This window comes from Streptomyces sp. NPDC059398 (assembly GCF_042751845.1).
Taxonomy (GTDB): Bacteria; Actinomycetota; Actinomycetes; order Streptomycetales; family Streptomycetaceae; genus Streptomyces.
Map to the genome: position 1 here is coordinate 12,557 of NZ_JBHYWP010000033.1, position 19,892 is coordinate 32,448.

Genomic DNA, 19,892 nt, shown 5'->3' on the forward strand with positions numbered 1-19,892 from the left:
CGTGGCGCGCGCCACGCCCCCCGGGCGCGGCGGAGCCGCGCCGCTCCCTCCATCGCCGAGGCGCCCGCGCGGGCGCGCCCCCCCCCCCCCCCCACGATGCTCTCCCCATGAGTGACACACCGGTCAGACAGCAGAACACCGCCGCCTACTTCGGCCAGGCCGTCGCGTCCTTCGCGGTCGCCCTCGCGGCCATGACTCTGGGCATCCTCAACCTGGACGTCAACGTCTGGGTGCGGGCCTTCCTCGGCCTCGGCCTCCTGTACCTCACCACCTCCGCCTTCACGCTGGCCAAGGTCATCAGGGACCGGCAGGAGGCCGGCCAGATCGTGACCCGGGTCGACCAGGCCCGCCTGGAGAAGCTGCTCGCCGAGCACGACCCGTTCCAGAAGCTCTGACCGTCCCCCCGCCGCCTGCCCTCCCCGGCCGGCGTTCTAAGCGCTTGCTCACCTTCGGGGTATGGTGTGCGTCCTGCAGCAGCGCTGCGTCATGGGCGGAAGGGGCCAGCAATGAGCACGGCGGAGGAGACGGCGGGCGGCGAGGAGCCGTGGGCGGAGGTCGGCCCCGAGGCCGCCAGGCGGCTGCTCGTCGCCGCTGTCGGAGCCTTCGCCGAGCGCGGCTACCACGCCACGACGACCCGCGACATCGCGGGCCGCGCCGGAATGAGCCCCGCCGCGCTCTACATCCACTACAAGACCAAGGAAGAGCTGCTCCACCGGATCAGCCGCATCGGCCACGAGAAGGCCCTGGAGATCCTGGAGACGGCGGCCGAAGGACCGGGGACCCCCGCCGAACGGCTCGCGGCGGCGGTCCGCTCCTTCGTCCGCTGGCACGCCGGACACCACACGACGGCCCGGGTCGTCCAGTACGAACTCGACGCGCTCGGTGACGAGCACCGCGCCGGGATCGTCGGACTGCGCAAGCGCAGCGACGCCGCCGTGCGCCGCATCATCGAAGACGGGGTGCGGACGGGGGAGTTCGATGTCCCGTACATCCCGGGAACCGCCCTGGCCGTGCTGTCGCTCTGCATCGACGTGTCGCGCTGGTTCAACGTGGAGGGGCGCAGTACGCCCGACGAGGTCGGCGCGTTCTACGCCGACCTCGTCCTGCGGATGGTCTCCGCCCGGAAGTAGCGCGGGCCGGTGCCGGCCGCGGATCACAGGGTCCGGCGCGGGCCAGCAGCGCGGGTGGATCAGACGTACGGGTGGACCGGACGTACGGATGGATCAGAAGTAATACCGGGAGACCGACTCCGCCACGCACACCGGCTTGTCGGCGCCCTCGCGTTCCACCGTGACGGCGGCCGTCACCTGGACGCCCCCGCCCGCCTCGGACACATCGGTGAGGACGGCCGTGGCCCGCAGCCGGGAGCCGACCGGCACCGTGGAGGGGAAACGCACCTTGTTGGTGCCGTAGTTGATGCCCATCTTCATTCCCTCGACCCGCATGATCTGCGGGACCAGGGTGGGCAGCAGCGACAGGGTCAGATAGCCGTGGGCGATGGTCGTGCCGAACGGGCCCGAAGCGGCCCTGGCCGGATCGACGTGGATCCACTGGTGGTCACCCGTGGCATCCGCGAAGAGGTCGATCCGCTTCTGGTCGATCTCCAGCCAGTCGCTCGGCCCCAGTCGCTCACCGATCCCGGCGCGCAGCTCATCGGCGGATGTGAAGATCCTCGGCTCTGCCATGCGTGATCCTGCCTTTCCCAACGGTTCCGACGGTCCCGGTGGCCGCGGCGCTCCGGCGGCCCCGGTGAAGTGTCCAAGCGCTTGCTCAGCATTGTCGGGTGCGGCCGCCCCTGTCAACGACCGGCCGCACCGCCGGTGCTGATCAGGGTCGCGGGACATCGTCAGGAACAGACCGGACACCGGCGGAAAGGGGGCGGGACTCCGGCAGGAACAGACCAGACCCCCTCAGGAACGGGGCAGTAGGCTTCGCGGAGTGCCGCACCTTCCGGAGAAGATCCACGAACTCACCGTCGGCCAGCTCTCCGCGCGGAGCGGAGCCGCCGTCTCCGCCCTGCACTTCTACGAGAGCAAGGCCCTGATCACCAGCCGCAGGACAAGCGGCAACCAGCGCCGCTACACCCGGGACGCGCTGCGCCGCGTCGCCTTCATCCGGGCTGCGCAGCGGGTCGGCATCCCGCTCGCCACGATCAGGGACGCGCTCGCCGAGCTGCCCGACGAGCGCACGCCCAACCGCGAGGACTGGGCGCGCCTCTCCGCCGCCTGGCGCTCCGAGCTCGACGGTCGCATCGCCCAGCTCGGCATGCTCCGCGACCATCTCACCGACTGCATCGGCTGCGGCTGTCTGTCGCTGGAGAACTGCGTCCTGTCCAACCCGGACGATGTCTTCGGCGACCGTATGACCGGATCGAGGCTGCTCCCCGGCCCGCCGGAACCGGATCCGGAGGGCGGGACCGGCTGACGGACGGTCCCGCCGGTGCTCAGGCCGCCGAGGCCAGGGAGGAGTGACCGGCGCTCCGCGCGCGGGCCAGCGCGGTGGAGGTCAGGGCGGGCTGCGGTACGAGGATCCCGCAGCGGTTGCAGACGGGCCCCGACCACGGCTCCCGGCCGCCCCGCGAGGTCCAGGTGATCGTCTTCCCGGTGCACACCGGGCAGGCGCCGGCCGGGTCGGCCCTCAGGGCGGAAATCAGCCGCCGCAGAACCTCCGCCAGCGGCCGGGACGGGTGCACGGCGGGGTCCCCGCACCAGGCCACACCGCAGCCGCCCCAGGTGCGCCGGTGCCAGTCGTCGAAGGCGCCGGGACGCCTTATCCCCTCGTGCTTCTCCCGCTTGCGCCGTTCCGCGAACTCCGCCTCGTAGGCGAGCCAGACGGTCCGCGCCTCTTCGAGTTCGTCGAGCGCGGCCACCAGCCGCGCCGGATCCGGGGCCCGGTCCTCGGGCCCGATGTGATGCCTGGCACACAGATGATCCCAGGTCGCCCTGTGTCCGTACGGGGCAAACCTCTCCAGACACTTGCGCAGCGAATACCGCCGCAGGGCAAGGTCGTGGTGGGGATCGCGCACCTGTCTCGCGAGACTCCGGAAACCGGCCATCGCACTGCCACCTCCGTCGCTGAATGCTGCTGCGTCAGTGAATGGACGTACGGCTACCCGATTCGGCTCCATCGAATTCCCGATGGGTGCCATCACCGATGCGGCCTCTCCCGCACCTGTGTGGTGATTCGGAAAAGGTGACGCATGTTCACCTTACTGACGGGTCACCTCGCCAGTAACGTCCGTTCCCATCGGCTTCCCCCTCAGGAGCATTCATGCGACGACGTACCGGAAAGCTCAGAACTGGCATCGCGATAGCGGTGTTCGCACTCGGCGCCGGCCTGATGACCCCGCTGCCGCAGGCGACCGCCGCGGCGGCGGATCCCGGCACCGACTACTGCAAGAGCCAGTGCAACGACATCATGCCGCCGGGTGAGAACGGCAATGCCACCCTCGCCCAGATCCTCGCCCACCGTGCGCTGGGCACCCGTCCCGAACACAGCGCCGACCAGCTCGGACCGTACGACGCGCTGCCCGCCGGGGCCCCCTCGCTCACCGACTCCACGCTGAACAACTTCTTCAACGACGGCTCGTTCGGCGTCCCCGACGACCAGGTCGCCTCGGTCACCAAGCCGCGCGACGACGTCAGCATCACCCGGGACAAGAAGACCGGCGTCCCGCACATCAAGGGCACCACGCGCTACGGAACCGAGTTCGGCGCCGGATACGCGGCAGGCCAGGACCGGCTCTGGCTGATGGACCTCTTCCGGCACATCGGCAGGGGCGAGCTCACCTCCTTCGCCGGCGGCGCACTCGCCAACCAGGGCCTGGAGCAGGAGTTCTGGCCGCAGGCCCCGTACACCGAGCAGGACCTCCAGGACCAGGTCGACCGGATCGCGGCCCAGGGCGCCCGGGGCAAGCAGGCCATGGACGACGCCCAGGCGTATGTCGACGGCATCAACGCCTACCGGCAGAAGTCGAAGGACGGCCGCTACTTCCCCGGTGAGTACGTCCTCACCGGGAAGATCAACGCGATCACCAACGCCGGGGAGATCGAGCCCTTCAAGATCACGGACATGATCGCGCTTGCCTCGGTGGTCGGCGGTCTCTTCGGCGGCGGCGGTGGCGGCGAGGTGCAGGCCGCGCTCTCGCTGCTCTCCGCCCAGCAGAAGTACGGCGTCACCGAGGGCAGCAAGGTCTGGGAGTCCTTCCGGGAGCGCAACGACCCGGAGGCCACCCTCACCGTCCACGACGGCACCAGCTTCCCCTACGCGGACAAACCGGCCGATCCCAAGGGCACCGCGATGCCCGACCCGGGCTCGGTGAAGGCCGAACCGCTGGTGTACGACAGGACCGGCGGCGCCAAGACCGCGGCGAAGACCCCGGTCAAGGCGTCGAAGAAACTCAAGCCGGTCCAGGGCATGTACGACAACGGGGTGCTCCCGGCGGACCTGTTCAGCAGCAAGAAGGGCATGTCCAACGCCCTTGTCGTCTCGGGTCAGCACACCGCGAGCGGAAACCCCGTCGCCGTGTTCGGTCCGCAGACCGGATACTTCCTGCCGCAGCTGCTGATGCTCCAGGAACTCCAGGGGCCCGGCATCAGTGCCCGCGGTGTCTCCTTCGCCGGTGTCGGCATGTACATCCAGCTGGGCCGCGGCCAGGACTACGCGTGGAGCGCCACATCGGCCGGCCAGGACATCACCGACACCTACGCGGTGGAGCTCTGCCAGGACGACACCCACTACCTCTTCAGGGGCGTCTGCACCCCGATGGAGAAGATGGAGCGGACCAACTCCTGGAAGCCCACCGTCGCCGACTCCACGGCGGCCGGCTCCTACCGGATGCAGGTCTACCGCACCAAGTACGGCATCGTGACCCACCGCGCCACCGTCGACGGCAAACCCGTCGCCTACACCTCGCTGCGCAGTACGTACGGGCATGAGGCCGACTCGATCGTGGGCTTCCAGATGATGAACGACCCGGGGTACGTGAAGGACGCCAAGACCTTCCAGCAGGCCGCCGACCACATCGGCTACACCTTCAACTGGTTCTACGCCGACTCCCGCCAGGCCGCCTACTTCAACAGCGGGATGAACCCGGTGCGCGCCGCCGGGGTCGATGCCTCGCTGCCCGTCAAGGCCGAACCGGCCTACGAGTGGAAGGGCTTCGACCCCGACCACCACACCACCGACGTCACCCCGGCCACCCAGCATCCGCAGTCCGTGGGCCAGGACTACTACGTCTCCTGGAACAACAAACAGGCCAAGGACTACGCGTCGGCCGGGTTCGGCAACGGCTCGGTGCACCGGGTCGACCTGCTGGGTGACCGGGTGGCGAAACTCGTCGCCAAGGGCGGCGTCACCCGTGCCGCGCTGACCCGCGCCATGGCCGAGGCCGCCGTCACCGATCTGCGCGGCGAGGACGTTCTGCCCGAACTGCTCGACGTCGTACGGAGCCAGCCGGTCACCGACCCGGCGGAGGCCAAGGCGGTCGAGCAGCTGGAGGCGTGGGTGTCCGACGGCGCCCAGCGCAAGGAGAACGCCCAGAGCTCGCACGTCTACACCCACCCCGACGCCGTGCGGATCATGGACGCCTGGTGGCCGCTGCTGGTGCAGGCCGAGTTCAAGCCGGGGCTCGGCGACGACCTCTACTCGGCGCTCACCGCCAACCTCTCCATCGACGAGTCGCCCTCGGCGGGCCACGGACCGACCGGGGCACACGCCGGATCCGCCTTCCAGTACGGCTGGTGGAGCTATGTCGACAAGGACATCCGCACGGTCCTGGGGCGCCCGGTGCAGGGCAAGCTGGGCAAGACGTACTGCGGCGGGGGCGATCTGAGCGCCTGCCGGGACGCGCTGCTCACCACGCTCGGCCAGGCGGCCGCCAAGACCCCGGCGCAGGTCTACCCCGGTGACGACAGCTGCGCCGCCGGTGACCAGTGGTGCTCGGACGCGATCATCCACCGTCCGCTGGGCGGGCTGCAGTTCTGGCCCATCCAGTGGCAGAACCGGCCTACGTACCAGCAGGTCGTGGAGTTCCCCTCGCACCGGTAACCGTAAGGGGACACAGAGACGGCCACGGGCCGGACCGGATGACTCCGGTCCGGCCCGCGGTGGCTGCTCGGCGTCATGTCGGATGTTGCTCAGCGGTACGTCAGATACCGCTCGCGCACGGCCCGGAAGGCGGCGAGTTCGCCCTGCCAGGCCGCCACCACCTCATCGGTGTCCGCGCCCTTGTCGATCATCGTGCGGACCCTGGTCGATCCGGTCAGCTTGTCGATCCAGTCGTCGGAACGCCAGGCGAACCCGGACCAGACCTTCTTCGCCGTCACCAGCAGCCCGACGGCGGTCCGCACCGGGTCGAACGCCGTACGGTCCTGGACATGGAGCTGGACACCGCCAACCGTCTTCCCCTCGAACTTGGAGAAGGTCGGCGCGAAGTACGCCTCGCGGAAGACGACCCCGGGCAGATCGAGCGTGTTGGCGGCCTCCGCCCACCGCCGGTCGATCCCCTCGGCCCCCAGCAGCTCGAACGGCCTGGTGGTGCCCCGCCCCTCGGAGAGGCTGGTCCCCTCGAAGAGACAGGTCCCCGAGTAGACCAGAGCCGTGTCGGGCGTGGGCATGTTCGGGCTCGGCGGCACCCACGGCAGCCCTGTCGCGTCGAAGAAGTCGCCGCGCCGCCAGCCGGACATCCGTACCGTCTCCAACTTCACCCTGCCCGCCAGGAACTCGCCGTTGAAGAGCCGGGCCAGCTCCGTCACCGTCATCCCGTGCGCCTGCGCGATCGGCTGCCGCCCGACGAACGTCGCGAACCCCTTGTGCAGCACCGGGCCGAGCGCGGCCCGCCCGGTCACCGGATTCGGCCGGTCGAGCACCACGAAGCGCAGCCCCGCGAGCGCCGCCGCCTCCATGCAGTCGTAGAGCGTCCAGATGTACGTGTAGAAGCGGGCGCCCGCGTCCTGGATGTCGAAGACCACCGTGTCCACACCGGACGCGGTGAAGATGTCAGCGAGGGGCTGCCCGCTTCTGGTGTACGTGTCGTACACCGGAAGCCCGGTCGCCGGGTCGTCGTACCGGCCCTCCGAACCGCCCGCCTGCGCCGTGCCGCGGAAGCCGTGCTCGGGGCCGAAGACGGCGGTGAGGTTCACCCGCCGGTCGGCGTGCATGACATCGACGATGTGCCGGACGTCCTGGGTGACCCCGGTCGGATTGGTGACGATCCCGACGCGCTCCCCGTCGAGCAGGGCGTAGCCGTCGGCGGCCAGCCGGTCGAAGCCGGTACGCACCCGGGCGCGCCTCCCGCGCGCGGCGGCCGGTTCCGCCGTGGCGCCCACGGCTCCCAGCGCACCCACGGCTCCGCTCGCGGCCAGCAGCCCCCGCCTGGAAAGGTTCATCGGGATACCTCCATGATCTCGCCGAGTGTCATGGCCACGCAGGCTAGCCCTCGCCCCTTCCCCTGCCACATACCGACTGGTTAGTCTGCTGGTGCATTCAAGGGAGAGGCAGGTCCTGATGGGTACGGTCGACGGCGCGCGTGTAGTGGTCACAGGGGCGGGCGGCGGTATCGGCGCGGCGCTGGCCCGGAGGTTCGCCGCGGAGGGGGCCCGTGTCGTGGTCAACGACCTGGACGGCGCCAGAGCCGGTGCGGTGGCCGATGAGATCGGCGGGACCGCGCTGCCCGGTGACGCGTCGGCGGTCGTGGAGGCCGCCCGGGATGCACTCGGCGGACGGGTCGACATCTACTGCGCCAACGCCGGCCTCGGCTCGGCAGGCGACCCCTTCTCCGACGAGGCGGTCTGGGACGCGGCCTGGGACCTCAATGTGATGGCCCATGTCCGCGCCGCCCGCGCGCTGCTGCCCGGCTGGCTGGAGCGCGGAGAGGGCCGGTTCGTCTCCACCGTGTCGGCCGCCGGGCTGCTCACCATGATCGGCGCGGCGCCGTACAGCGTCACCAAGCACGGTGCGCTGGCCTTCGCGGAGTGGCTCTCGCTCACCTACCGCCATCGCGGGCTGAAGGTCCACGCGATCTGCCCGCAGGGCGTACGGACCGACATGCTGGCCTCGACCGGGTCCGCGGGTGAGCTGGTGCTCGCGCCGACGGCGATCGAGCCCGCCGATGTCGCCGAGGCGCTGATGGCCGCCATCGCCGACGACCGCTTCCTGGTACTTCCGCACCCCGAGGTCGCCGACTACTACCAGGCGCGGGCCGCCGATCCCGACCGGTGGATCGGCGGGATGAACCACCTCCAGCAGAAATGGGAGTCCGGACGGTGAGCGCCTCGCTCTACGCGGCGAAGCCCTGGCTGGAGCTGCTCAGCGAGGCCCAGCGCCGCCCGGTCCACCCGCAGGCGAGCGTGGTGCACGCCTTCCGTGACGCCGTCGCCCGCGCACCGGAGCGCCCGGCCCTCGCCTACTTCGACGGACGGCTGACCTACCGCGAGACCGACGCGCTCTCCGACTCGGTCGCAGGGCACCTCGCCGCGCGGGGTGTGGGGCGCGGCGACCGGGTCGCGGTCATGCTGCAGAACTCGCCGCACTTCGTGCTGGCGCTGCTCGGTGCCTGGAAGGCCGGCGCCACGGTCGTACCGCTCAACCCGATGTACAAGTCGGCCGAGGTCGGCCACGCCCTGCGGGACGCCGGGGTCACCGCGCTCGTCTGCTCCGACCGGGCCTGGGAGTCGTATCTGCGCGAGACCTCCGCCGGAGTGCCGCTGCGTTGCGCGCTCACCGCCTGCGAGCGCGATCTGCAGACCCGGGACGACGCCCGGGTCCTCGGCTTCGAGCGGCTGCCGTGCCCCGCCGACACCGACGACCTGGTGACCGTCGCCCGGCAGGGTCTCCCGGCCCCCGCAGGCCGCGATCCGCACCCCGCCGACGTGGCCCTGATCAGCTATACGTCCGGCACCAGCGGGACCCCCAAGGGCGCGATGAACGCCCACGCCAACATCATGGTGAACGCCGAGCGCCAGCGCACCGGGCACCCGGTGGCCGAGGGCTCCGCCTACTTCGCGCTCGCGCCGCTCTTCCACATCACCGGGATGGTCTGCGAGCTGGCCGCGTGCGTCGCCAACGCCGGGACTCTCGTACTCGCCTACCGGTTCCACCCCGGAGTGGTGCTCGACGCCTTCGCCGAGCACCGCCCCGCCTACACCGTCGGCCCCTCCACGGCCTTCATGGCGCTCGCGGCCGATCCCTCGGTCACCCCGGACCACTTCGCCTCCTTCCAGGTGATCTCGTCCGGCGGCGCACCGCTGCCGCCCGCGCTGGTGGAGGGGTTCCGTGAGCGCTTCGGCCCGTACATCCGCAACGGCTACGGGCTCACCGAGTGCACCGCCCCGTGCGCGTCCGTCCCGCCCGAGCGGGAGGCCCCGGTCGACCCGGTGTCGGGCACGCTCTCGGTCGGAGTGCCGGGGCCCGACACCGTGGTGCGGATCGTGGACCCCGACGGCGGTGAGGTGCCGTTCGGGGAGCAGGGCGAGATCGTGGTGAGCGGGCCGCAGGTCGTCTCCGGATACTGGGAACGGCCGGAGGCCACCGCCGAGGCGTTCCCCGGCGGTGAGCTGCGCACCGGGGACATCGGCTTCATGGACCGGTACGGCTGGCTCTATGTCGTGGACCGGATGAAGGACATGATCAACGCATCCGGCTTCAAGGTCTGGCCGCGCGAGGTGGAGGACGTCCTCTACACCCACCCCGCCGTACGGGAGGCCGCCGTGGTGGGGATCCCCGACGCCTACCGCGGCGAGTCGGTCAAGGCGTATGTGAGCCTGCGGCCGACGGGGACCGGGAGCGCGGTGACACCGGCGGAGCTGGCCGCGTACTGCAAGGAGCGGCTCGCGGCGTACAAGTACCCGCGCGAGGTCGAGATCCTGCCGGAGCTGCCGAAGACCACCAGTGGGAAGATCCTGAGGCGGGAACTGCGTTCCCCGCAGTGACGAGCACACGGACGGAAGGTGGCGGCGATGGCAGCCAGAACGACCGACGGGAACGGCGTGCCCGTCCCGCAGAGGCTGCTGGCCGCCGCCACCCGGCTCTTCGCCGAGCGCGGCTACGACCGGACGTCGGTCCAGGAGATCGTCGAGGCGGCCGGAGTCACCAAGGGCGCCCTCTACCACTACTTCGGGTCCAAGGAGGATCTCCTCCAGGAGGTCTACTCACGGGTGCTGAGGCTCCAGCAGGAGCGGCTCGACGCGTTCGCGGACGCCGACGCGCCGGTCGAGGAGCGGCTGCGCGACGCCGCCGCGGACGTCGTCGTCACCACCATCGACAATCTGGACGACGCGTCGATCTTCTTCCGCTCCATGCACCATCTGAGCCCCGAGAAGAACAAGCAGGTACGGCTGGAGCGCCGCCGCTACCACGAGCGCTTCCGGGCGCTGGTGGAGGAGGGCCAGCGCGCCGGGGTGTTCTCGGCGGCCACCCCCGCGGACCTGGTGGTCGACTACCACTTCGGGTCCGTGCACCATCTGTCCACGTGGTACCGCCCGGACGGCTCGCTGACCCCGCGCGAAGTGGCCGACCAGCTGGCGGATCTGCTGCTGCGGGCGCTGCGGCCGTAGCTCCGCTGCCGGAGCGTCAGCCCGCGGCCGCCGCGACCAGCGCCGACATCACCCGGGTGTCGTCGCCCGCCTCCGGATGCCACTGCACGCCCAGCACCCACGCCGCACCCGGCAGCTCCACCGCCTCCACGGTGCCGTCCGCCGCGTACGCGCTCACCACCAGGGTGTCGGCCAGCCGGCCGGCCGCCTGGTGGTGGTACGTCGGGACCGATGCCTCGTCCGGCACGATCGACGCGTACCGCGTGCCCGGCACCGGCTTCACCGGGTGCCGGCCGAAGACACCCACACCCCCGGTGTGCCCGTCCAGATGCTGCACCAGCGTCCCGCCCAGCGCGACATTCAGCAGCTGCATCCCCCGGCAGATGCCGAGTAGCGGCACCCCCGAGGCCAACGCCACCCGGATCAGGGCGAGTTCCCAGGCGTCCCGGTCCCGCGCCGCGGGGCCGGTACGGGGGTCGGTCTCCGCCCCGTACCGCGCCGGCTCGATGTCGGCGCCGCCCGCGACGACAAGACCGTCCAGCCTGGCCAGGGCGGGGGCCGCGACGGCCGGGTCGTCCGGCGGGAGGAGTACGGCGATACCGCCCGCCGCCTGGACCAGGCGCGGGTATCCGGCCGGCAGCAGCGCCGCCGGCATGTCCCACACACCCCACTGGGCCGGTTCCAGATAGGTCGTGACACCGATGAGCGGCTTGGACACAGCGACTCCGTTTCCGCGGATTCCGTTCGGTCGGGTGTGAGCCGGTGAGGTGGTGAGTGTGCGCCAGTGGGTCCGGGCCTGTGGGGCAGGCCCGGTGGGGGCCGGGCCTGCGGCGTCCGGTTCAGTCCCGTTCGAGCTCGGCCTCGGCCGCTGCCAGCGCGGCGAACTCCTCCTCCGGCGCCCGCGCCACCAGATGATGGCGACTGTAGAGCGCGAAGTAGGCGAGGGCCACGGCATAGACGCCCATGGCGATGAACGCCGCGTCCTTGTCCACCAGGAACGTCGCCGCCAGCGCGAAGAGGGCGAGTACGAACGCCACCGACGAGGTCAGCACACCCCCCGGGGTCCGGTACGGGCGCTCCAGCGCCGGTTCGCGGCGCCGCAGCACGATGTGGGACAGCGCCATCAGCGCGTACGAGATGGTCGCGCCGAAGACCGCGACGTTCAGCATCCGGGCCCCGTTCCCCGTCCCCGCCGCCAGCGCGAAGCCGATCGCTCCGGGGACCAGCAGCCCCAGGTACGGCGACTTCCGGCGGTTGGTGAGCGAGAGGAAGCGGGGCAGATAGCCGGCCCGGGAGAGCGCGAAGAGCTGGCGTGATCCCGCGAAGACCAGCGAGAAGAAGGACGCGACCAGGCCCGCGAGACCGGCGTAGTTGACGAAACGGCTCAGCGGTGTGGGACCGCCGTCCCCCTGCAAGGCCACCACCAGTGGGTTCCCGGCCTCCTTGATGGCGTTCGAGCCGTGTGCGCCGGCCGCCGCGAAGAAGGTCAGTACGGCGAGCAGCACCAGGACGCCCACGGAGATCGAGAGGGCCCGCGGCATGGAGCGCACCGGGTCCTTCGCCTCCTCCGCGGCCAGCGGTACGCCCTCGACGCCGAGGAAGAACCACATACCGAAGGGGAACGCCGCCCAGATGCCGAGGAGTCCGAACGGCAGCCACGAACCCGAGCCGAAGGCGCTCGTGTCGACCGGGATGTCGCTGAGCCCGCTCACGCTGAAGCCGGTGAACGCGCCGACCGCGAAGATCAGCAGCGCGGCCACCGCGATCGCCGTCACCACCAGGCTGAAACGCAGTGCCTCGCCCACGCCCCAGAGATGGATTCCGATGAAGACCGCGAAGCAGGCGAGATAGACCGGCCAGCCGGATTCGAGGCCGAAGAGGCCGAGCGACTCGACGTAGTCGCCGATGAAGATGGAGATCGCGGCGGGCGCCAGGATGTACTCGATGAGGATCGCGGTGCCGGTGAGGAAACCGCCCCACGTACCCAGCGCACGGCGGGCGAAGCCGTAACCGCCGCCGGCCGTCGGCAGGATCGTGGACAGCTCCGCCAGCGTGAAGACCAGACAGGCGTACATCACGCCCATCAGCAGCATGGCGACGGCGAGCCCGCCGAAACCGCCCTTGGACAGACCGATGTTCCAGCCGGAGAAGTCACCCGAGACGACGTAGGCGACCCCGAGCCCCGTGAGCAGCAGCCATCCCGCACTGCCCCTGCGCAGAGTGCGGCGGCTGAGGTAGGCATCGTCGGCCGGGGAGGAGGGAGACGCGGGGGAGGAGAGAGACGCGGGGGACGAGGCGGAGGGGTCGTCCCTGGTGGTGCCTTCGGCCATGAGTCGCTCCTGACAGAGGTCAAAGGTTTGCACGCACACCATTCCGGTACTCCCGGCCGTGCGCAAGCCCCCTGCGCGGGCCCGTGCGGCCGGGCCTGTGCGACCCGGGCCGGCCATCCGGCCCGGATCGCACCGGTCCTGGTCGCTGCGGCCCCCGGTCAGGACAGAAAGCCGCGCAGCAGCGCGGCCGTACCCTCGCAGTGCTCCCGCATCACCTCGCGCGCCGCGTCCGCGTCCCCGTCGACGACCGCGTCGACCAGCGCGGAGTGCTGGTGCTGTGAGTGCTCCAGGTTCCGTACGAGCAGCGGAATGCAGTCCAGCAGATCGTTCAGCGTCGCCCGCACCGCGACGTACTGGGCGCTGAGCGTGGGCGACCCGCACAGTTCGGCGAGGGTCAGATGCAGCACCGTGTCCCGCCGCCGGTACTCGGCCAGCGGTGCGTCATGGGTGGCGGCGAGCGCGGCCCGCAGGCGCCGCACGTCCTCATCGGCGAGACCGTGCGCCACGCACAGTCCGGCGGCCCCGACCTCCAGCACCTCGCGGAAGCGCAGGGTGTCCTCGACGTCCACCCCCGCCACCCGCCGGCGCAGCTCGTCCTCACCGTGCGCGGCCGGGCGGTGCAGCACGAAGGTCCCGCCGTACCGGCCGCGCCTGCTCTCCACCAGGCCCTGCTCGGTCAGCACCTTCAGCACCTCGCGGAGTGTGACCCGGCTGATCCCCATCCGCTCCGCCAGTTCGCGCTCGGCGGGCAGCCTGTCCCCGGCCGGGACAAGGCCGAGGCGCAGCAGCTGAAGGATCTGTTCCAGCGCCTCTTCGAAGCCGTTCCCGGCGCGCACGGGGCGCAGTACGGGCGTCAGGGGGTCTGCCGGTTCGATCTGCCTCGCCACGTCACCGATCCTCTTCCCCTTCAATGGTCTTCGGTACTACCTTATGGCTTCCGGCTGGCCCAAGGAGGGGTAATCCCGTGGCAGACCGCACACCCCCGCTCGGGGTGGAGGAGCTTCGCTCCCTCGTCACGAGCGGTGAGATCGACACCGTCGTCCTGGCCTTCCCCGATATGCAGGGACGTCTCCAGGGCAAGCGGTTCGCCGCCCCCTTCTTCCTGGACGAGGTCCTGGAGAACGGCAGCGAGGGGTGCAACTACCTTCTCGCCGTCGACACCGAGATGAACACCGTCGACGGCTATGAGATGTCCTCGTGGGAGACCGGCTACGGCGACTTCGCGATGCACCCGGATCCCACCACACTGCGCCGGATCCCCTGGAACCAGGGCACCGCGCTGCTCATCGCCGACCTGGCGTGGAACGACGGCGCACCCGTCGTGGCGGCCCCGCGCCAGGTGCTCCGCCGCCAGCTGGAGCGTCTCGCCGAGCACGGTCTCACCGCGCATGTGGGCACGGAGCTGGAGTTCATCGTCTTCCGGGACACGTACGAGGAGGCATGGGACCGCAACTACCGCGACCTCGTCCCGGCCAACCAGTACAACATCGACTACTCCGTCCTCGGCACCGGCCGGATCGAGCCGCTGCTGCGCCGGATCCGCAACGAGATGGCGGCGGCCGGTCTGACCGTCGAGTCCGCCAAGGGCGAGTGCAACCCGGGCCAGCACGAGATCGCCTTCCGGTACGACGAGGCCCTCGTCACCTGTGACCAGCACGCCGTCTACAAGACCGGCGCCAAGGAGATCGCGTCGCAGGAAGGGGTCGCGCTCACCTTCATGGCCAAGTACAACGAGCGCGAGGGCAACTCCTGCCATATCCACCTCTCGTTGCGGGACGCCGAAGGCCGTCCCGCGATGGCCGGCGCAGGACCTGACGGGATGTCGCCGGTCATGCGGTCCTTCCTGGCGGGGCAGCTGGCCGCACTGCGTGATTTCTCGCTGCTGTACGCGCCCAACATCAACTCGTACAAACGCTTCCAGCCGGGCTCCTTCGCTCCGACCGCCGTGGCCTGGGGCCACGACAACCGCACCTGTGCGCTCCGTGTCGTCGGCCACGGCCCCTCGATGCGCTTCGAGAACCGGCTGCCGGGCGGTGACGTCAATCCGCACCTGGCCGTCGCGGGACTCGTCGCGGCCGGCCTGTACGGCATCGAGCAGCGGCTGGAACTGCCCGACGAGTGCACCGGGAACGCGTACACCGCCGGATACGAGCGGGTCCCCACCACTCTGCGCGAAGCCGCTGAACTGTGGGAGACCAGCCCGGTCGCCAAGGCGGCCTTCGGCGCCGAAGTCGTCGCCCACTACCGCAACATGGCGCGGGTCGAACTCGAAGCCTTCGACGCCGCGGTGACCGACTGGGAGCTCCGCCGCTCCTTCGAACGTCTGTGAGGAACGCTGTGGTCCACGCATCCCACGAGGTAGGTCCCGAGCTGTCGCACGAGGTGCTCGACCCGACAACCGGCCAACTGGTCGAGACCGTGCGGGCGACGACGGCCGCCGGGGTCGACGAGGCCGTCGCCAGGGCGGCGCGGGCCCAGCGCGGCTGGGCCGCAGCGGCGCCGGCCGACCGCGCCAGGCTGCTGCGCCGCTTCGCCGACGTCGTCGACGGACATGCCGAGGAGCTGGCGCGGCTGGAGGTGCGGGAGGCCGGTCACACCATCGGCAACGCCCGCTGGGAGGCCGGCAACGTCCGCGATCTCCTCGAATTCGCCGCCGGAGGGGTGGAGCGGCTCAGCGGCCGGCAGATCCCCGTCGCGGGGGGCCTCGACCTCACCCTCCTCGAACCGCTCGGCGTCGTCGGCGTGATCGCGCCCTGGAACTTCCCCATGCCGATCGCCGCCTGGGGCACGGCCCCCGCGCTGGCCGCGGGCAACGCGGTGCTCCTCAAACCCGCCGAGACCACCCCGCTGACCGCGCTCCGGCTGGCCGGACTCGCCCTGGAGGCGGGTCTGCCCGAAGGGCTGTTCCAGGTACTGCCGGGCGCGGGCGACACCACGGGCCGGGCCCTGGTCGACCATCCGGGTGTGGCGAAGATCGTCTTCACCGGCTCCGTCCGCGTCGGCAAGAGCGTCATGGCCAGGTGCGCCGAGCGCGTGAAGCGCGTGACGCTCGAACTCGGCGGCAAGAGCCCCAACATCGTCTTCGCCGACTGCGACCTGGAGGCCGCGGCCGCCGCGACCCCCATGTCCTTCCTGGACAACAGCGGCCAGGACTGCTGCGCCCGCACCCGCATCCTGGTGCAGCGCTCCGTCCATGACCGCTTCCTCGCTCTCCTCACTCCCGCGATCGAGTCCGTGGTGGTCGGTGACCCCGCCGACGAGAAGACCCAGATGGGCCCGCTGATCTCCGAGGCCCAGCGCGAACGGGTGCGTGGCTACGTCCCCGACGGGGCGGCGGGGATCCGCGGTACGGCGCCCACCGGACCCGGTTTCTGGTTCCCGCCGACCGTGCTCACCGGCCTCGCTCCGGATGCCCCGGCGGCTTGTGAGGAGATCTTCGGCCCGGTCGCCGTGGTCCTTCCCTTCGAGGACGAGGAGGAGGCGGTCCGGCTCGCCAACGCCACCGAGTACGGGCTGTCGGGCTCCATCTGGACCCGCGACGTCGGCCGTGCGATCCGGGTCTCCCGCGCGGTCGCCGCGGGCAATCTCTCCGTCAACTCGCACTCCAGCGTCCGCTACGGGACACCCTTCGGCGGCTACAAGCAGTCCGGCATCGGCCGCGAACTCGGCCCCGACGCCCTGACCGCTTTCACCGAGACCAAGAACGTCTTCATCAGCACGGAACCCAGCACGGAACGCAACATGGAAGCCAGCACGGAACGCAACACGGAACCCCGCAAGGAACCCGGCACAGAACCCGGCACGGAGGCCTGAGACACCATGACCGAGAGCAGCATCTGCCGCCGCCTGGCCGGCCGTACCGCCGTCATCACCGGCGCGGGCAGCGGAATCGGCCGCGCGGCCGCGCGGCGACTGGCTTCCGAGGGCGCCCATGTCGTCTGCGGCGACATCGACGAGGCCGCGGGCAAGGCCGCCGCCGAAGAGGTCGGCGGTACCTTCGTGCGGGTCGACGTGACCAGCCCCGAGCAGGTCGAGGCGCTGTTCAGGACGGCGTACGACACTTACGGCAGCGTCGACGTCGCCTTCAACAATGCGGGTATCTCGCCGCCCGACGACGACTCCATCCTCACCACAGGACTGGAAGCCTGGAAGCGCGTCCAGGACGTCAACCTCACCTCCGTCTACCTCTGCTGCAAGGCAGCCGTCCCCTATATGCAGCGCCAGGGCCGGGGCTCCATCATCAACACCGCGTCCTTCGTGGCGATCATGGGCGCCGCGACCTCGCAGATCTCGTACACCGCGTCCAAGGGCGGTGTGCTCGCCATGTCACGCGAGCTCGGCGTGCAGTTCGCCCGCGAGGGGATCCGCGTCAACGCGCTCTGCCCGGGGCCGGTCAACACCCCCCTTCTGCAGGAGCTGTTCGCGAAGGACCCGGAGCGCGCGGGACGCCGGCTCGTCCACATCCCGGCCGGCCGGTTCGCGGAGGCGGACGAGATCGCCGCCGCCGTGGCCTTCCTCGCCAGCGACGATTCCTCGTTCGTCAACGCCACCGACTTCCTGGTCGACGGCGGTATCGCGGGCGCCTATGTCACACCCGTGTAGGCGTCGCGGAGGAGCGGCGGTGGTCCGGGGGCGGGCAGGGCGGCCCGGGGGCAGGGAGGTCCGGGGCGGGACGGAGGTACACGCCTGCCCCGGACCTCCCTGCCCGCCCCCGTAACGGCCCCCCTCCCGCTACAGGTACTTCTTCAGCTCGCGGCGCGCCAGGGACCGCTGGTGCACCTCGTCCGGCCCGTCGGCGAGCCTCAGGGTCCTTGCCGCCGCCCAGAGTTCGGCCAGCGGGAAGTCCTGGCTCACCCCGCCGGCGCCGTACAGCTGGACCGCGTTGTCGATGATGTCGATGACCGCGCGCGGAGTCGCGATCTTGATGGCCTGGATCTCCGTGTGCGCACCGCGGTTGCCCACCGTGTCCATCAGCCAGGCGGTCTTGAGGACCAGCAGCCGCAGCTGCTCCACGGTGACCCGGGCGTCCGCGATCCAGTTCTGTACGACGCCCTGCTGGGCCAGCGGCTTGCCGAACGCCGTGCGCCCGACCGCGCGCCGGCACATCAGCTCGATGGCCCGCTCGGCCATCCCGATCAGCCTCATGCAGTGGTGGATCCGGCCGGGGCCGAGACGGGCCTGGGCGATGGCGAAGCCGCCGCCTTCCTCGCCGATCAGGTTCGACACAGGGACCCGGACGTTGTCGAGGACCACCTCGGCGTGGCCGCCGTGGTAGTGGTCCTCATAGCCGTACACCTGCATGGCGCGGCGGACTTCGAGCCCCGGGGTGTCGCGCGGGACCAGGATCATCGACTGCTGGCGGCGGACGTCCTCCCCGTCCGGGTCGGTCTTCCCCATCACGATGAAGATCTTGCAGTCCGGGTTCATCGCCCCGGAGATGTACCACTTGCGGCCGTTGATGACGTACTCGTCGCCCTCGCGTGCGATACGGGTCTCGATGTTCGTCGCGTCGGACGAGGCCACCTCCGGCTCCGTCATGGCGAAGGCCGACCTGATCTCACCGGCGAGCAGCGGCTCCAGCCACTGCTTCTTCTGCTGCTCGGTGGCGAACTGGAAGAGCACCTCCATATTGCCCGTGTCCGGTGCCGCGCAGTTCAGCGCGGTGGGCGCCAACTGCGGTGAGCGCCCGGTGAGCTCGGCGAGCGGTGCGTACTGGAGGTTGGTCAGCCCCGCGCCGTACTCCGCGTCCGGCAGGAAGAGGTTCCACAGGCCCTGGCGGCGCGCCTCCGCCTTCAGCTCCTCGACCACCGCGGGGGTCTCCCACGGGGAGGCGAGCCGCGCACGCTGCTCGTGGGCGACGGCCTCGGCGGGCCGGACATGCTCGTCCATGAAGGCGGTGAGCCTGCCGCGCAGCTCTTCGGTGTGCGCGTCGAATGCGAAATCCATGGGGGTTCAGCCTTCCTGGAGGGTGGTGAGGCCGTGCTCGATGAAGACGGGGACCAGGGAGCCGATCTGGTCGAAACCCGCCCCGACGGTCTGGCCGAGGGTGTAGCGGTAGTGGATTCCTTCGAGGATCACGGCGAGCTTGAACCAGGCGAACGCCGTGTACCAGGCGATGGCGGAGGTGTCCCGGCCCGAGCGGGCCGCGTACCGCTCGACCAGCTCGGTGGGCGAGGGGTGGCCCGCCGCGCCGCTCGTGGTGGAGACGGGCGACTCGGGGATGCCCAGATCGGAGCTGTACATCACGAGCAGCCCCAGGTCGGTGAGCGGATCGCCCAGTGTCGACATCTCCCAGTCCAGGATCGCGTTGATCCTGTCGTCGGGACCGAGCAGGACGTTGTCCAGGCGGTAGTCGCCGTGCACCACGGTGGGGGCGGGGGAGCGCGGCAGCTCGCGTCCGAGTGTGGCGTGCAGTTCGTCGATGCCGGGCAGATCGCGGTTGCGCGAGGCGTCCAGCTGCTTGCCCCAGCGGCGCAGCTGCCGGTCGAGGAAGCCCTCGGGGCGCCCGAAGTCGGCGAGGCCCACCGCCTCCGGGTCCACGGCGTGCAGATCGACCAGCGTGTCGACCAGACCCAGCACCGCCGCCCGGGTCCGCTCGGCGCCGAGCGGCGCCAGCTGGGCGGCCGTACGGTACGGCGTGCCCTCGACGAACTCCATGACGTAGAACGGCGATCCGATCACCGACTCGTCCTCGCACAGCAGGACCGGCTCCGGCACCGGGACGCCCGTCGGGTGCAGCGCGCTGATCACCCGGTGCTCGCGCTTCATGTCGTGCGCGGTGGCCAGGACATGGCCGAGCGGGGGCCTGCGCACCACCCACCGGCCGGTGCCGTCGCTGACGGTGTACGTCAGATTGGACCGGCCGCCCTCGATCAGCCGCGCGCTGAGCGGTCCGCGCACCAGGCCGGGCCGCACCCGGTCGAGATGACCGCGCAGCGCCTCGGGGTCGATTCCCGGTGGGTGGACTGCGCTCATGGGGCACCTCCGTGTGTAGGGGCGGACCGTCCGGGTGGACGCTCGCGCGGATGTC

The 19,892-nt window shown here is 70.9% G+C and carries 18 protein-coding genes; 10 read left to right on the forward strand and 8 right to left on the reverse strand.

Annotation, left to right across the window (positions count from 1 at the left end; all coding sequences use genetic code 11):
- Nucleotides 1-107: 107 nt before the first annotated feature.
- Nucleotides 108-395, forward strand: coding sequence for a YiaA/YiaB family inner membrane protein (locus tag ACFXBC_RS14650; RefSeq protein ID WP_385023405.1), 288 nt, complete (start codon nt 108-110; stop codon nt 393-395).
- Between the two features lie 111 nt (nt 396-506).
- Nucleotides 507-1,130: a TetR/AcrR family transcriptional regulator gene (locus ACFXBC_RS14655; RefSeq protein ID WP_385023407.1), complete on the forward strand. Its 624-nt coding sequence runs from the start codon at nt 507-509 to the stop codon at nt 1,128-1,130.
- Nucleotides 1,131-1,223: 93 nt separating this feature from the next.
- On the opposite strand, the gene ACFXBC_RS14660 is transcribed toward ACFXBC_RS14655, so the two are convergent.
- The gene (locus ACFXBC_RS14660) at nt 1,224-1,685 is read right to left on the reverse strand and encodes a MaoC family dehydratase (protein ID WP_385023409.1); all 462 of its coding nucleotides are present in this window, start codon (nt 1,683-1,685) and stop codon (nt 1,224-1,226) included.
- A gap of 253 nt (nt 1,686-1,938) precedes the next feature.
- Between ACFXBC_RS14660 and soxR the strand changes: the two genes are divergently transcribed.
- Entirely contained in the window at nt 1,939-2,424 is a 486-nt protein-coding gene (soxR, locus tag ACFXBC_RS14665) for a redox-sensitive transcriptional activator SoxR (protein WP_385023411.1), read from the forward strand.
- A 19-nt stretch (nt 2,425-2,443) separates the two neighbouring features.
- Here the strand turns inward: soxR and ACFXBC_RS14670 are convergent, their stop codons facing one another.
- The gene (locus tag ACFXBC_RS14670) at nt 2,444-3,055 is read right to left on the reverse strand and encodes a hypothetical protein (protein ID WP_385023413.1); all 612 of its coding nucleotides are present in this window, start codon (nt 3,053-3,055) and stop codon (nt 2,444-2,446) included.
- A gap of 215 nt (nt 3,056-3,270) precedes the next feature.
- Here ACFXBC_RS14670 and ACFXBC_RS14675 point away from each other — a divergent pair, with 215 nt between their 5' ends.
- The gene (locus tag ACFXBC_RS14675; protein WP_385023415.1) at nt 3,271-6,048 is read left to right on the forward strand and encodes a penicillin acylase family protein; all 2,778 of its coding nucleotides are present in this window, start codon (nt 3,271-3,273) and stop codon (nt 6,046-6,048) included.
- Nucleotides 6,049-6,137: 89 nt separating this feature from the next.
- On the opposite strand, the gene ACFXBC_RS14680 is transcribed toward ACFXBC_RS14675, so the two are convergent.
- Nucleotides 6,138-7,388, reverse strand: coding sequence for an exo-beta-N-acetylmuramidase NamZ domain-containing protein (locus ACFXBC_RS14680; RefSeq protein WP_385023418.1), 1,251 nt, complete (start codon nt 7,386-7,388; stop codon nt 6,138-6,140).
- Nucleotides 7,389-7,506: 118 nt separating this feature from the next.
- Between ACFXBC_RS14680 and ACFXBC_RS14685 the strand changes: the two genes are divergently transcribed.
- The 3 genes from ACFXBC_RS14685 to ACFXBC_RS14695 are packed head-to-tail and all read left to right on the forward strand — an operon-like array spanning nt 7,507 to nt 10,553.
- Nucleotides 7,507-8,268, forward strand: a complete 762-nt coding sequence (locus tag ACFXBC_RS14685; RefSeq protein ID WP_385023420.1) for an SDR family oxidoreductase — start codon at nt 7,507-7,509, stop codon at nt 8,266-8,268.
- The gene (locus ACFXBC_RS14690) at nt 8,265-9,929 is read left to right on the forward strand and encodes a class I adenylate-forming enzyme family protein (protein ID WP_385023422.1); all 1,665 of its coding nucleotides are present in this window, start codon (nt 8,265-8,267) and stop codon (nt 9,927-9,929) included. Before ACFXBC_RS14685 ends, ACFXBC_RS14690 begins: the two co-directional genes overlap by 4 nt.
- A 27-nt stretch (nt 9,930-9,956) precedes the next feature.
- Nucleotides 9,957-10,553 carry a TetR/AcrR family transcriptional regulator gene (locus tag ACFXBC_RS14695; protein ID WP_385023424.1) on the forward strand — a complete coding sequence of 199 codons (597 nt, stop codon included), beginning with the start codon at nt 9,957-9,959 and terminating at the stop codon, nt 10,551-10,553.
- Between the two features lie 16 nt (nt 10,554-10,569).
- Here the strand turns inward: ACFXBC_RS14695 and ACFXBC_RS14700 are convergent, their stop codons facing one another.
- The 3 genes from ACFXBC_RS14700 to ACFXBC_RS14710 form a co-directional block, all read right to left on the reverse strand.
- Nucleotides 10,570-11,250, reverse strand: a complete 681-nt coding sequence (locus ACFXBC_RS14700; protein ID WP_385023426.1) for a gamma-glutamyl-gamma-aminobutyrate hydrolase family protein — start codon at nt 11,248-11,250, stop codon at nt 10,570-10,572.
- Between the two features lie 121 nt (nt 11,251-11,371).
- Nucleotides 11,372-12,862 carry an ethanolamine permease gene (eat, locus tag ACFXBC_RS14705; protein WP_385023428.1) on the reverse strand — a complete coding sequence of 497 codons (1,491 nt, stop codon included), beginning with the start codon at nt 12,860-12,862 and terminating at the stop codon, nt 11,372-11,374.
- 158 nt (nt 12,863-13,020) lie between these two features.
- Complete coding sequence (locus tag ACFXBC_RS14710; RefSeq protein WP_385023430.1) at nt 13,021-13,749, reverse strand: FadR/GntR family transcriptional regulator; 729 nt, start codon at nt 13,747-13,749, stop codon at nt 13,021-13,023.
- 77 nt (nt 13,750-13,826) lie between these two features.
- On the opposite strand from ACFXBC_RS14710, the gene ACFXBC_RS14715 reads away from it, so the two are divergent.
- Genes ACFXBC_RS14715 through ACFXBC_RS14725 form a run of 3 tightly spaced genes read left to right on the forward strand, consistent with a single transcriptional unit; the run spans nt 13,827 to nt 17,464 of the window.
- On the forward strand, nt 13,827-15,191 hold the full coding sequence (locus ACFXBC_RS14715) for a glutamine synthetase family protein (protein WP_385023432.1): 1,365 nt from the start codon (nt 13,827-13,829) through the stop codon (nt 15,189-15,191).
- An 8-nt stretch (nt 15,192-15,199) separates the two neighbouring features.
- On the forward strand, nt 15,200-16,675 hold the full coding sequence (locus tag ACFXBC_RS14720; RefSeq protein ID WP_385023434.1) for an aldehyde dehydrogenase family protein: 1,476 nt from the start codon (nt 15,200-15,202) through the stop codon (nt 16,673-16,675).
- A 6-nt stretch (nt 16,676-16,681) separates the two neighbouring features.
- Complete coding sequence (locus tag ACFXBC_RS14725) at nt 16,682-17,464, forward strand: 3-oxoacyl-ACP reductase (protein WP_385023436.1); 783 nt, start codon at nt 16,682-16,684, stop codon at nt 17,462-17,464.
- Between the two features lie 129 nt (nt 17,465-17,593).
- On the opposite strand, the gene ACFXBC_RS14730 is transcribed toward ACFXBC_RS14725, so the two are convergent.
- Nucleotides 17,594-18,808: an acyl-CoA dehydrogenase family protein gene (locus ACFXBC_RS14730; RefSeq protein ID WP_385023438.1), complete on the reverse strand. Its 1,215-nt coding sequence runs from the start codon at nt 18,806-18,808 to the stop codon at nt 17,594-17,596.
- Between the two features lie 6 nt (nt 18,809-18,814).
- Nucleotides 18,815-19,837: a phosphotransferase family protein gene (locus ACFXBC_RS14735; protein WP_385023440.1), complete on the reverse strand. Its 1,023-nt coding sequence runs from the start codon at nt 19,835-19,837 to the stop codon at nt 18,815-18,817.
- Nucleotides 19,838-19,892 lie beyond the last annotated feature (55 nt).

Bases quoted from the DNA above. Each gene is read 5' to 3' on its own strand.
- ACFXBC_RS14650 (WP_385023405.1), top strand. From the start codon at position 108: ATGAGTGACACACCGGTCAGACAGCAGAACACCGCCGCCTACTTCGGC.
- ACFXBC_RS14655 (WP_385023407.1), top strand. From the start codon at position 507: ATGAGCACGGCGGAGGAGACGGCGGGCGGCGAGGAGCCGTGGGCGGAG.
- ACFXBC_RS14660 (WP_385023409.1), bottom strand. From the start codon at position 1,685: ATGGCAGAGCCGAGGATCTTCACATCCGCCGATGAGCTGCGCGCCGGG.
- ACFXBC_RS14670 (WP_385023413.1), bottom strand. From the start codon at position 3,055: ATGGCCGGTTTCCGGAGTCTCGCGAGACAGGTGCGCGATCCCCACCAC.
- ACFXBC_RS14675 (WP_385023415.1), top strand. From the start codon at position 3,271: ATGCGACGACGTACCGGAAAGCTCAGAACTGGCATCGCGATAGCGGTG.
- ACFXBC_RS14680 (WP_385023418.1), bottom strand. From the start codon at position 7,388: ATGAACCTTTCCAGGCGGGGGCTGCTGGCCGCGAGCGGAGCCGTGGGT.
- ACFXBC_RS14685 (WP_385023420.1), top strand. From the start codon at position 7,507: ATGGGTACGGTCGACGGCGCGCGTGTAGTGGTCACAGGGGCGGGCGGC.
- ACFXBC_RS14695 (WP_385023424.1), top strand. From the start codon at position 9,957: ATGGCAGCCAGAACGACCGACGGGAACGGCGTGCCCGTCCCGCAGAGG.
- eat (WP_385023428.1), bottom strand. From the start codon at position 12,862: ATGGCCGAAGGCACCACCAGGGACGACCCCTCCGCCTCGTCCCCCGCG.
- ACFXBC_RS14725 (WP_385023436.1), top strand. From the start codon at position 16,682: ATGACCGAGAGCAGCATCTGCCGCCGCCTGGCCGGCCGTACCGCCGTC.
- ACFXBC_RS14730 (WP_385023438.1), bottom strand. From the start codon at position 18,808: ATGGATTTCGCATTCGACGCGCACACCGAAGAGCTGCGCGGCAGGCTC.
- ACFXBC_RS14735 (WP_385023440.1), bottom strand. From the start codon at position 19,837: ATGAGCGCAGTCCACCCACCGGGAATCGACCCCGAGGCGCTGCGCGGT.